Consider the following 12,163-nt stretch of genomic DNA (forward strand, 5'->3'; position numbering starts at 1 on the left):
CGCCTTTGTAACGATCACTCCGATGCCGATGTACTTGCCACCAGATCTACGAAGGAATAGGACACATCCTTCTTCTCTTCGTCCACCTGCACGGTATAACTCCTGGTCTCATATCCGGACTTGCGCAGGGTGATCACATGGCTTCCCGAAGTCTTTTTAAAACTGCAGGGCGAGATTCCCACGTAGTTGCCATCGAGATATACTTCCACGTTTTCCGGTGCATCGATATGTACCCGGTAATAAGTCGTTGTAGTATCTGATGTAGCGGAAGTCGCAGTGGACGATGTCGAAGCCGAACTGCCCGTGCTCTCATCGCTATCGCTGTCCGAATCTACCTTGTCCAGCTCCACATCCACGCCTGCTGACTCCTGGGCTACCCGCAGGTACTGGGTCAGAGATTTATAGCCGTCCGCCTTCGCTATGATCTGATGGATGCCATATTCCAGCGTGATGGGCTGGGAGGGATCCGCCTGGCTACCGTCGATATACAGTTCCGCGCCGGAAGGATTCATGGAGAACAGCACCATACCGTACTTCGCCTCGGCGACCTCGAGATCCCCGATGTCCAGCGCGGTCTCTTCATTACGGTTGATCACCACATTTTTCGTGCCGCCTCCGCCGTTATAGCTGATATCCACCTGATAACTGCCCTCAGGCACCGTCACCAGCATGTCCTCCGTGATCCGGACGATCTGCTCCTGCCCGATCTCCAGCCATCCGCCGATAAAATTTTCATCATTTACCAGTCTGAGATACCCATGTCCCTTCTCCACCGTTACGCTGAGTACTGTGGTGTCTATCCCATGAAAAGTCAGGATATCGGAAGGGTTGAGATCCATTTCTTCGATACTGTGCCCCTGGGAAAAATACCGGGTATCCCGGGACAGTTTGAAGACTTCTTCCCCGATGGTCACTTCCCGGCGTACGGTATTCAAATCATAGCGCTCCACATCATCATACTGCCATGCCGACCGGGACAGCTGCAGAGTTGTCAGATGCTTCTTCGTCTTCAGAAAAGTTACATCCACAATATCGCCTTCTCCCAGCTGCTCCAGAGAGATTGCCTTGCCGTATTTGTCCGTATAGCGCGTAGTCCCGTCCACGGACAGGGTATATTGCTTCCCAAGATCCAGATTCAACAATGTGACAGTATTGTCAACACTGTTGATATCCACCAGTACCGCTGTATCCACCGAATCATAGCTGTCCGGATTCGTCACCACGAAGCCGGTATCCACTCTGTCGGATTCTTCCGTTGTCTGCAATGTTACTGTGTCCTGTACATTTCCTGCAGTAGATGCCTGCCCGCAGCCACTTATTGACAATACTGTCATAAGCAAAATACATGTTATTTTCTTCCTGTATCTTACGTTCATGCCTTTGTTCCTTCCCGGTGCCTTACGGCTCCATGATTCGCAGGAATCGTTTTCTGGCAGTCTCCTGCTCTAACAGGTGCTCCAGCTTCTCCTGATTTTTCTCCGGTATCCATGCCTTTCCCGAATTATAATAGAAGTTAACGATCTTCCACAGTTTCTCCGGATAAGACAATCGATAATACAGATCCCTCTTCTCCGTAAGAGTAAGCGGTCTGACTTTCTCGTAGCTTTCGAGTAGTCCGATTCCCAGACTTCGGTCCCATTCACTTTTTTCCAATAATTTTCGCAGGATATGATATAGATCTCTCACCGGACCGTCTGCCTGGCATTTTTCAAAATTCACCAGGAAAAAGTCTCTGTCCTGCCGCAATATATTATGATACTGATAATCGCCGTGGCAAAAGGTTACGTTTGCTTCGGCATCCTGTGCCGCCACAGTCTCCTCTTCCAGCGCTTTCCACTCGTTACTGACCTTCACCGCTTCCTCTAAAAAAGAATCCAGTACGGCTGCAAGACGAATCTCGAACCAGGTCTTCTGGCTTCGCTGTTTTAAGAATTTCCGGGCGCGTTTCAGTTCTCTGTTATGCTTCTCATAATCTCTGCTGGGAAGATATCTCTCTATTTTAGGTGCCGGTTCGTCCTCCGTCTCCGGAAATACCGGTCGAAATTCCAGATCTCCATGAAGCCTTGCCAACAGCCCCATGGCTTCCATGCATTCTTCCCTGTCACGGATGTTACATTCTCTGCCTTCCCACCAGGTCTTCAGAATATATCTGACACCGTCCCTGTCCGTGACCGACAGTGCACCCTCTCTGGTGGCAAGCAGTCTCTCCGCAGAGATATTCCCACAAGCCTCCAGATGCTTTAGCACCTGTTCCTGCAGACGCAGCTGTTCCTCGCGTCCTGTATATTCCTTGAAGATCAGGCAGCCCTGCTGTGTATCGCACAGAATCGCCCCCCGCCCTTTTCGGGTACGCAATACCTCTATCTCATACTGCTCCAGCAGTGCCACCGCTCTGTCATTCACTTACAACCCCTCCTAAGATATGTACTTAACCGGTTTGACGGTTCCTACGCTATCTTATGAGAGATCTTATAAAAGTATGCTCACTCTTTGCCTGCTGCCAGCTCGCCCGCCTTTTCCAGCAGTTGTTCTCTGGTATTCTGCTCCGGGTGCTCTAAGACCAGTTCCAATAGCTTCTGCAGCATATCGCCCAGCTCCCTGCCGGGCTTCATTCCCATAGCAATGAGATCTCTGCCGGTGACAGCCAGCGTTTTCAAGGATACGCACTGCTTTTTCTCCAGCATCTCTTCATATAACTGCTTCCAGAGCTCCAGGTTCTTAAGCTTCTCTGCCCGCAGATAATCGCTCTGTGCCAGGATATCCGCCTGTTTCACCGGGAACAATAGCGGGAAGATGTCTTCCCCGATCTTATTCACAGCCCGGCGCACGATCCGCAGGTCAGGTGTCACATCATTACCATAATCATGATATCTTACCAGACGGGTCACCACTGCCACTGTATCATTATCAAATCTGAGTCTCCTAAGGATCCTGCGTGCCATCTCCTCACCCACTGCGGGATGTCCGTGGAAATGGGTGGTGCCGTTTTCATCCACGGTAAGTGTCTCAGGCTTGCCGATATCATGAAGCAGCATAGCATACCTCAGATTCTTCTCAGGTGCGATCTCTATGAGGGCATGTAAGGTATGCTCTCCCACGTTGTATTTATGGTGCTTATGTTTTTGAGGAGTCTCCATCATGGCATCGAATTCCGGCAGGATCACCTTCGTGACACCCATGTCATAAGCATCTCGCAAGGTGTCAGGATGAGGGGAGATCAGCAGCTTGGTCAATTCCACCTGGATCCGCTCCGCACTGATCTTCTGCAAAGTGGGTGCCAGCTTCCGGATCGCCGCTTCGGTGTCCTCATGAATCTCGTAGCCTAACTGCGCAGAAAAACGGATGGCACGCATGATGCGCAGGGCATCCTCTCCGAAACGTTCCTCCGGATCGCCCACGCAGCGGATCAGCTTCGCCCCGATATCCTGTAAGCCACCGAAGATATCGATCAGACCTTCTGTTTCATTATATGCCATGGCGTTGATGGTGAAATCCCGGCGTTTTAAATCTTCTTCCAGATTCGGGGTAAAAGTGACCTCCCTGGGATGTCGGCTGTCTTCGTATTTTCCATCCACGCGGTAAGTGGTGACCTCGAAGCCCTCTTTGTCCAACATGACTGTCACGGTACCGTGCTGGATCCCGGTGTCAATGGTACGACGGAACAGCGCCTTCACCTGCTCCGGTCTCGCCGAAGTAGTAATGTCCCAGTCCTCCGGGCATCTTCCCAGGATGGAATCCCGCACGCAACCGCCTACCACATAGGCTTCAAACCCGGCATTCTGTATGGTCTCTATGATATATTTCGCTTTTTCAGGTATTTGTATCTGAATCATATATATCCTCTTTTGCAAAAATCACACACGCTCATTGCTCTGTGATTTTTCGCTTGTTACTGCTTTGTGTCTATTGTTTGTTTCTAAGAAAGGCTATTCCTGCTCCGGTTTCATGATAAATTTATCGATGACCTCCACCAGCCCGTCCTCATCGTTAGTACCGGTGATGAAATCTGCAGCTTTCTTGACCGCCGGCTGAGCATTCCCCATTGCTACGCCGGTTCCCGCATATTCGATCATAGAGATGTCGTTGTAGCCGTCACCGCAGCAGATCGCATTCTCTCTGGTCAGTCCCATACCCTCCAGCATGTGATCGAGAGAGGTCGCTTTATTCACATCCTTGGGCATGATCTCAATGAAATAGGGCTCGGAACGGTAGATGCTTGCCACATCGTTGTATTTTTCCTGCAGCTGTTTCTCCAGTTTGGGAGCAATCTCTTCCGGTGCCGTCATCAGACATTTATTGATATCAAAATCTACGTAGGACACAAAATCATCCACCACTTTAATGGGGATCCCGTTAATCCTCGCTTCTAACTGCACATATTTATCCGGCTCAAATGCGGAGATGACTCCCTCCCCCTGATAAGTGATCAATCCGCAACCATTCGCTTTGGCAAATTCATACAATCCGGGCACAATGGACAGGGGCAGTGTTCTCTGATAGACCACTTCTCCCGTTTTACATTCCACGATGCGGGCTCCATTAAAGGACAGAAGATATCCGCCGTATTTTTTCAACTCCAGTTCCTCTTCACATTTCCGCATACCGGGCGTGGGACGTCCGGAAGCCAGGATCACCTTGTGTCCATGCTGTAAAATATTCCAGATTCCCTGTTTGGTAGCTTCCGTAATCTCTTTTTTTGAATTGGTCAGTGTTCCGTCAATATCCAGTACCAGAACTTTTTCCTGCATGTTTATTCATACCTTTCTCAAAGTTATTCTCTGTTCAGCTCACGTAACTGGCAAAGTCACATTATCCTGTTTTCCGCCATTTTTCGACTATCTTTGCTCATAATCTAACAGTACCTGTCTCTTCTGCTTGCGCAGTGAAACAGGTACTTGTCTGTTGTCTATGTTCTGTTCCCCGGCAAGCCTTACTGTGCCTGTGTTGCGGTCTCTTCGGTAGCAGCGGTCTGCTCCTCGGTGATCTCCTGAGTCTCTGCCGTTGCAGTCTCAGTCTCAGCAGCTGCAGATTCCTCTGCCTGCACCTTCAGATAATTCAGCTTACCCTTGGGATCCTCTACCGTTACATCTGCGGTAATATCCTGCATATGCTGACTCATTGTATCGGATACCAGCGTATTCTTGATGTTGATCTTCCACTCGGGCTGATCCTGTCCGATGTAGTAAAGTACATAAGTGGTGTCGCTGACAGTGATGGCTACGGTATCTCCTGCCTGACGGCTGCTGTCGAAGATCCAGTTGCTCAGCTCCTCTGTCATACCGGTCTTGGTTACCTGCTCGAACAGACCGCCGTTCTCTACTGCGGAAGTATCCTGTGTATACTTCTTGCACAATTCTGCGAAGCTGTCCTCAGTAGCTGCACCATTCTTCCACTCCTCCAGGATCTCTTCACCGGTCTTATCCTCGGTGGGAATGATCACACGTACATCTGCGGAAGGAGTCTCATCCAGATATCTCTTCTCAAATGCCACGACATAGTAGCAATGGCTGTTGTCATTGGTAATGACAGTGGTGTCTCCTGCCTTTCTGGCATCATCGAACAGCCAGTCGGAGATCATGTAGTTCACGGAAGACTTCTTCTCATTCTCATGTGCTTCGCCGTCTTTTGCCACGGTCTGCTCTGCATCATCAGCCAGCACCTTGGCATCATCCATGGCTTTGGCGATCTCAGCATCGGAAGGCTGGTAAGCGGTATCGGTGCTGTCGGAAGCTGTTGCATCTGTAGCTGCAGTTCCGTCTGTTGCAGTGGTATCGGTGGTTGCAGCAGTCTCCTCTACGGGATCGGCCAGTTCGGTAGGCTCGGTGGGCAGATCAGCTTCGATCGTGGTCAGGCGGTAGTCTACGGAATCGTAGGTTGCCTTATTTTCCTCATAATAGCTCTGGATCTCATCATCACTGGGAGCATTGTCCTCCTGCAGCTTCTGATAATAAGCGTTCATTACCATGTCATTCTTCACATATTCTTCGATACGACCCATGGTTGCATAGCTTCCGTAGATGGAACGTACATATTCCTTATCAGATACGCCTGCGGCTGCAGCGGAGGTTTTGATAGTCTCCTTGAAAGTGTTGTACTCATCCGTAGTATCATAGGTGAAGCCGGCTGCTTTGGCTTCCTCCATCAGCGCCTTATTCTGCTTCAGGCTCTCTACTGCATTCTGCTCAAAATAGTCCTGCCAGGTCAGAGTATCGGAATACATCTGGGTGGACAGATCCTTGCTGGTATCCAGTCCGAAATAGCTTAAATAGCTTCCGTACTGTGTAATGTAGTTGTTCTTGGAGGTGTTGTAGACATAATCAAATTCTACCTTATTCACCTCTTCACCATTGATCACTACATAAGTCTCATGGGTTGCCAGATAGGTCCGGATCGGGAAAGATGCCACCAGGCATACCAGAGCAACGAGGAATACGATCCCGACTGCCGTGCTGATGCGCTCTTCCTTTTTCTCCTTTTCCTTCTCCTCTTTACGCTTCTGTACTTTACGGTCATATTTTGTCATGACCTTCTGTTCTGTTTGTTCTTTTTGTTCCTTATTTTCTGTAACTTTTTCATTCTTAGACATCGCTTACATGTCTCCTTCCTAGCGTCTTAAGTCCAATGACTCCTTATTTTACCGTATTTTAGCGGAAAAAGAAAGCTATTTCACATATTTTTCAAGTTTTTCCACGATATTTTTCACACATCCGGGCTCAAAAGGACTGTCCAGTCCGACTTCTTTGATCATATTGATGTAAAAATCACTGGCAGACAGCCGACACAGCTTCAGATAGCTCTTCCACGCCTCTGTAAAATCGGCATCCATCTTCACCTTGTACTGCAGTGCACAGGTCTGTGCCAGGCAGTAATCGATATAATACAGAGGATAGTCGTAAATGTGCAGCTGCTTCTGCCAGAAGCCTCCCTGTCCGAAGAAAGGATCTCCCTCGTAGTCCAGATGAGGCTTGTACTCCCGTTCCAGACGGCTCCATGTCTGCTTTCTCTCTGCCGGTGTCAGCTCCGGGTGTTCATAGACGATATGCTGGAACTCATCCACCATACAACCGTAAGGAATGAACGCAGCCGCATCCTCCAAATGCATTTCCACGTAATCCTGCGCTCTGTCACCGAAGAACAGGTTCATCCACTTTTCCGTGAAAAATTCCATGGACATGGAATGGATCTCCGCAGTTTCCATGCCGATATCCGCATGCTCTCTGATGGGATCCTGTGCAGCGAGATACCCCTGGAACGCATGGCCACACTCATGCGTGATGACGTCCACATCACCGCTGGTACCGTTAAAGTTGGCGAAGATAAAAGGTGCATGGTAGAGGGGCAGATAGGTCATGTAACCGCCTGCCTTCTTCGTCTTGCGTCCCAGGACATCAAATAACTGATTTTCCATCATGAAGTCAAAAAATTCTGCAGTCTCCGGGGACAGCTCACGGTACATCTTCTGTCCGGCTGCCATGATCTCTTCGGGGGTTCCGGTGGGTGCCGGGTTGCCGTCCTTAAAATATACCTGCTCGTCGATATAGCTGAGCTTCTCCAGACCCAGACGCTGTCTTCTACGGTCATGCAGCTTCTCTGCGAAGGGTACGAAATACTCCTTGATCTGCTTACGGAAAGCCTCTACCTCGTCCTTGCCGTAGCAGTTGCGGTTCATCCGGTAATATCCCAGCTCCAGGTAGTTTTCATAGCCCATTGCCCTTGCCTGCGCGGTACGGTTTTTCACCAGTTTGTCGTAGATGCTGTCCAGCTTTTCCTCATTTTCCAGGAAAAAGGCACTCATCTTCTCCCACGCCTGTCTGCGGACATTGCGGTCAGAATTCACCAGATAGGGCCGCAACAAGGACAGATTCAGCTCCCTGCCGTCGAAATCGATCTTCGCACCGGCGATGAGCTTGTCATACTCCATGGTCAGGGAGTTCTCCTCCTGCATCAGCGGGATCAATGCCTCACTCATGGACTTCTGTGCCAGCTCCATATTCTTGAACGCGACCGGACCGATCTTCTCCTCCAGATAAGCTCTGTAGGGGGATGCGAATAATTTCTTCTGATAAGCCAGCACCAGATTGCTGAATACCGGACCCTGCTCATCGTAGTATTTATGCTCTTCCTCGTAGAATTTATCGGAGGTATCGATGTCGAAGCGGATATTTGCGATCGTCATCAGCGTCATGACACGGTCCGTCAGCGCATAGTACTTCTTATGCACCTCGAACTGCTCCTCCCCACTCTTCGCCGCCTCCAGCTCCCGGATCAGCTCTTCCATCTCTTCCTGCACTTTGGCAAAATCTATTCTCTCGTAAGGCATGTCCTGAAATCTCATAATTATAGTAACCCTCTCTTTCTGTGTCCTTAGGAATCTATACTGCTTATCTTACCCCAAAATGCCGGGAAAGTAAAACTTTAGAAGCGTTCTGTAACATTTTTCTTTCGTTTTAACAGCATAATTGTAACATTTTTCTGCTTGTCATTATAAGGACCTTGTGATATGAGTATTTACCAGAACTATAGTCAACAATAACGAACCATTCAGAAATATGATAAAGTCTAACGAAAAGCAGAAAGGGCAATCCCTATAGGGATGCCCTCTCATTATGATATACTCTTTACCAGTATAGTTTCATGTCTCTCTGTACTTCTTCCTCCGATAACCGGAGCTTCTCCCGGATTCACTTAATTATATTATTTGATTCCGTATTTTTCCTGCATTACTTCCAACACTTCAGGATCAGCCAACTGTACAACCTTATCAGCATCTCCTCCCGAACTCATTCTGGATATTAACAATATCATCTTATTTTTCCCAGAGTGTTCTCCCTCTGCTCTTCCCTCTGCTCTTCCCTCTGCTCTGACGTCATCATCATGCAATAATTCTTTCATGTACTCTGACCTCCACTCTTCATTCTTTCTGGCTCTGATTACTGCCTCATCTATTCTCTGGGTCAGATCGTCTCCGACCTGACCGGTTCTGATGTATTCATATAGATACTTCAATTGCTCTGGTATCTCTTCCGCGATACAATTATAAAAAATTTTCTCGGTTCCATCCTCTAAACACAATTTCCTGTCTTCCATACAAAGATTCTGAAACGAATACTTTGCATATCCCAGTCCAAACGGATCAAAGGTACAGAGAAATAGCACCTTGCCCTCCGGCAATTCCCGATAGGACTTGCCCCTGCTCAGGTGATCTGTATCCATGGTAGATTGATAAAATCTGCTTCTGCGCGGCAATTCTAGGTTTTCCGGTGTCTGATGATTCAATCTCTGCATCTCCGCATCATAAATCCGTTTTTGATCTCTCGTATACACATCCAGGCGAATAGGCTTACCCTTCGAGGTATATCGAAACTCCCTCTGTGTCCGCACATCCTCCAGTTCTCCTACCGGTTCTTCCAACAGACACTGCAGCACATCCCGACAAAGTTCCTTATCCTCCATTACCTTGCCGAACATAAAATCGTCCTCAATCGACAGTTCTTCATACCGTTTTGCCATTTGTATTCTCCTTCCACACTTTCACAGGAGAATATATACGACACTTTACAAAACAAATCTTCCGATTTCTTTCTATGTCTTCCCCTGCTCTATTGTCATTAATGGGTATCTAAGCAGGGATTCCTCTGAAGTCAAAGACATCAACTTGCGCTGATATAAAAGAATTGATGTAATTATTCAGCACTTCATTCGCAAATTATGAAAATTGCCTTAGTTCTGAATAATTACAAATTGAAATAGAAAAATCTGCTTACATGCTGAGAATAACAGACATCTATCTCATTGTCAATGTAGCAGAATAGCAAAATCTTGACCCCTGGAATTTGGGTAATATGCTGTTTTAAAATTTTCATACGCCAGATAAAAAAGAAGTAATGGCAGAGCCAAGTGATATAAACAATATTTCTATTGAACAGGGGAAATTCTATAAATCCGGAACGTCCTATGTTTCCCTGGTGGATGTAGACTTTGCAGAATATCGGAGAAAAGTAGATACCAAATCTGTCAGGCAAAATGTAACCCTTCCTCATTGGCTAAATGTGGAGGCTGATAAGGCAGGAATCAATGTATCAAAAGTTCTTCAAGAGGCTCTCATGTCCGCTCTACAAATGCATAAATATTAAAGCAAAAGGGCAGCCCATCATGGACTGCCCTTTGGTTCTTACATAACTCTTACAGATATGGTTCGTTCCTCTTAGGAAACAACCTGATCTCAGCTTAAGCTTACTGTAACAGAGACAGTACGCCCTGGTTGGACTGGTTAGCCTGAGCCAGCATAGCCTGACCTGCCTGAGACAGGATGTTGTTGTTGGAGTACTTAACCATCTCAGTAGCCATATCGGTATCACGGATAGCGGACTCTGCGCTGGTGGTATTCTCTACAACGTTATCCAGGTTGTTGATGGTGTGCTCCAGACGGTTCTGAACAGCACCAAGTGCGGAACGCTGGGTGGATACTTTCTGGATTGCTGATGCAATAGTATCAATAGCTGCATCTGCATTTGTGCTATCTTTGCCATTTACAAGCAATTTACCATCTTCATTTAACAGGCCAAGACCGGCCGCACTCATAGACTCAACTTCAATCTTAATCTTGTTATCTGAATTTGAATCAGCACCAACGTGTAAAGTAAACTTCAAAGCATCAGGAACATAATTATTTTCATATGTGTTAATTGTAGAAACATTTTCTCCGTCTTCTTCTGTAGTCTTTACCGTTGCTTTTACTTCTGTTCCGAATTTTACACTCTTCAAAGCACCAGCATCAACAGCGTCAACTCCTGTAACTGTAAGTCCTGTCTGTAAATCTTTTGCATCAGTTGCGGTAAAGTTCTTCCGAATTACTACTGTCGATTCCGCTGCATGATTAGTAACCGTAACATTCAATCCCATTTTCTTGAGATCATCAGCAGTATATGCTCCAGTTCCTGCAATTGTCCATGTGTCCTTATCTGCTTCACGCGCAATCGTTACTGTTCCGTCGTTAGAATCATTCAATGCGGTCAGCAAATCCTTGCTTAAACTGTCAGTAGCTAAAGACGCAGTTGCATTATCTAATTGTGCATCATCAACTTCTGCTCCAACTTTTCCTAATGTAACTGTTCCTGCGGTAAGTTCTGCTCCTTTTGCTACACTAAGTCCTAATCCTGTTACTCCACCAACGTTATTTAAAGTTGCTGCTGCTTTAACAGTTCCTTTTGCATTACCCTGTAACAGATAAGTCTCATTGAATTTGGTTGTTGTGGATACTCGATCAATTTCTGTAGTCAACTGATCGATTTCGTCCTGAATGTACTGACGGTCATCTTCAGAGTTTGTACCATTAGATGCCTTTACAGCCAGTTCGTTCATTCTCTGTAACATGTCCTGAACTTCGTTCAGAGCGCCTTCAGCGGTCTGTACTGCACTGATACCGTCCTGTGCGTTGGAAGAAGCCTGTGTCAGACCTCTGATCTGCTTTCTCATCTTTTCACTGATGGACAGGCCTGCTGCATCATCTGCTGCACGGTTGATCTTGTAACCGGAAGACAGTTTCTCGGTGGACTTTGCCTGAGAAGCGGTGGTTAAGCCTAACATTCTGTTAGAGTTCATAGCTGTAAGATTGTGTTGTACTACCATAATAATTTACCTCCTTGTATTACTGCCCAATTCCTTTTGCGGCAGTGTGCGTATCTGTATTGTTATTGAGAAATCCTTTTCTCCCAGATACTTGTTTTTAGTTTTTATAGTAACCGGAGTAGGAGCTTCCCTGTCGGGCCCTGACAGAGCCGCTCTTCCTCCGGTTATTACCATATGAAATTATTTGTCCGCATTTCCCTTTGTGATGATCACATTTGACTTCTTGCGGTACTTCTCCGGGTGCTCTTCTTCCGCATAATATTTAGGAAGCTTCGCTCTCTCCTCCGGATCTGTGATCTGGTTTTCTAATACCGTGCTTCGCACGATGTTCACCTCTTTCGGTGCATCGATCATAATGCGGAGATGATTCTTGGTTCCTCCCAGGAACACGATCTTGATATTGTCATTGATCATCAGGTATTCTTCCGGACTAACGGTCAGACGCAGCATATCGATAACCTCCCTGTTTTTATTCAGCCTTCCTTGCCTGCTGGTTTGCACTGATGCAACATTTTATTATGGAATGTTGCATTTT

Annotated in this window: 10 protein-coding genes; 1 reads left to right on the forward strand and 9 read right to left on the reverse strand. The window is 47.1% G+C overall.

Annotation, left to right across the window (positions count from 1 at the left end; translation table 11 throughout):
* Positions 1-14 precede the first annotated feature (14 nt).
* From ACTRDR_RS09115 to ACTRDR_RS09145, 7 genes are all read right to left on the reverse strand, one after another.
* Positions 15-1,376: a PEGA domain-containing protein gene (locus tag ACTRDR_RS09115; protein WP_440527070.1), complete on the reverse strand. Its 1,362-nt coding sequence runs from the start codon at positions 1,374-1,376 to the stop codon at positions 15-17.
* A gap of 22 nt (positions 1,377-1,398) precedes the next feature.
* Complete coding sequence (locus ACTRDR_RS09120) at positions 1,399-2,403, reverse strand: phosphotransferase (protein ID WP_176864864.1); 1,005 nt, start codon at positions 2,401-2,403, stop codon at positions 1,399-1,401.
* 80 nt (positions 2,404-2,483) lie between these two features.
* Entirely contained in the window at positions 2,484-3,833 is a 1,350-nt protein-coding gene (locus ACTRDR_RS09125; protein ID WP_440527072.1) for a CCA tRNA nucleotidyltransferase, read from the reverse strand.
* 93 nt (positions 3,834-3,926) lie between these two features.
* On the reverse strand, positions 3,927-4,748 hold the full coding sequence (locus ACTRDR_RS09130) for a Cof-type HAD-IIB family hydrolase (RefSeq protein WP_440527074.1): 822 nt from the start codon (positions 4,746-4,748) through the stop codon (positions 3,927-3,929).
* Between the two features lie 182 nt (positions 4,749-4,930).
* A complete protein-coding gene (locus tag ACTRDR_RS09135) occupies positions 4,931-6,586 on the reverse strand; it encodes a peptidylprolyl isomerase (protein WP_440527076.1) in 1,656 nt (551 codons plus the stop codon).
* A 75-nt stretch (positions 6,587-6,661) separates the two neighbouring features.
* Positions 6,662-8,335 (reverse strand): M3 family oligoendopeptidase, encoded by a 1,674-nt coding sequence (locus tag ACTRDR_RS09140; RefSeq protein ID WP_440527078.1) that lies wholly within the window; start codon positions 8,333-8,335, stop codon positions 6,662-6,664.
* A 359-nt stretch (positions 8,336-8,694) separates the two neighbouring features.
* Complete coding sequence (locus ACTRDR_RS09145; protein WP_440527079.1) at positions 8,695-9,510, reverse strand: Rpn family recombination-promoting nuclease/putative transposase; 816 nt, start codon at positions 9,508-9,510, stop codon at positions 8,695-8,697.
* Between the two features lie 374 nt (positions 9,511-9,884).
* Here ACTRDR_RS09145 and ACTRDR_RS09150 point away from each other — a divergent pair, with 374 nt between their 5' ends.
* On the forward strand, positions 9,885-10,133 hold the full coding sequence (locus ACTRDR_RS09150) for a hypothetical protein (RefSeq protein WP_440527081.1): 249 nt from the start codon (positions 9,885-9,887) through the stop codon (positions 10,131-10,133).
* 100 nt (positions 10,134-10,233) lie between these two features.
* On the opposite strand, the gene ACTRDR_RS09155 is transcribed toward ACTRDR_RS09150, so the two are convergent.
* Both ACTRDR_RS09155 and ACTRDR_RS09160 read right to left on the reverse strand, forming a co-directional pair.
* Positions 10,234-11,628 (reverse strand): flagellin N-terminal helical domain-containing protein, encoded by a 1,395-nt coding sequence (locus ACTRDR_RS09155; protein WP_440527082.1) that lies wholly within the window; start codon positions 11,626-11,628, stop codon positions 10,234-10,236.
* A gap of 180 nt (positions 11,629-11,808) precedes the next feature.
* Positions 11,809-12,078 (reverse strand): carbon storage regulator, encoded by a 270-nt coding sequence (locus tag ACTRDR_RS09160; RefSeq protein WP_022155041.1) that lies wholly within the window; start codon positions 12,076-12,078, stop codon positions 11,809-11,811.
* Between the last annotated feature and the right edge of the window lie 85 nt (positions 12,079-12,163).

Source organism: Simiaoa sp., from assembly GCF_051972595.1.
GTDB lineage: Bacteria > Bacillota > Clostridia > Lachnospirales > Lachnospiraceae > Acetatifactor > Acetatifactor hominis.

Excerpts from the sequence above, each read along its gene's own strand:
- ACTRDR_RS09115 (WP_440527070.1), bottom strand. The coding sequence starts at position 1,376 with ATGAACGTAAGATACAGGAAGAAAATAACATGTATTTTGCTTATGACA.
- ACTRDR_RS09150 (WP_440527081.1), top strand. The coding sequence starts at position 9,885 with ATGGCAGAGCCAAGTGATATAAACAATATTTCTATTGAACAGGGGAAA.
- ACTRDR_RS09160 (WP_022155041.1), bottom strand. The coding sequence starts at position 12,078 with ATGCTGCGTCTGACCGTTAGTCCGGAAGAATACCTGATGATCAATGAC.
- ACTRDR_RS09135 (WP_440527076.1), bottom strand. The coding sequence starts at position 6,586 with ATGTCTAAGAATGAAAAAGTTACAGAAAATAAGGAACAAAAAGAACAA.
- ACTRDR_RS09130 (WP_440527074.1), bottom strand. The coding sequence starts at position 4,748 with ATGCAGGAAAAAGTTCTGGTACTGGATATTGACGGAACACTGACCAAT.
- ACTRDR_RS09140 (WP_440527078.1), bottom strand. The coding sequence starts at position 8,335 with ATGAGATTTCAGGACATGCCTTACGAGAGAATAGATTTTGCCAAAGTG.
- ACTRDR_RS09155 (WP_440527082.1), bottom strand. The coding sequence starts at position 11,628 with ATGGTAGTACAACACAATCTTACAGCTATGAACTCTAACAGAATGTTA.
- ACTRDR_RS09125 (WP_440527072.1), bottom strand. The coding sequence starts at position 3,833 with ATGATTCAGATACAAATACCTGAAAAAGCGAAATATATCATAGAGACC.
- ACTRDR_RS09145 (WP_440527079.1), bottom strand. The coding sequence starts at position 9,510 with ATGGCAAAACGGTATGAAGAACTGTCGATTGAGGACGATTTTATGTTC.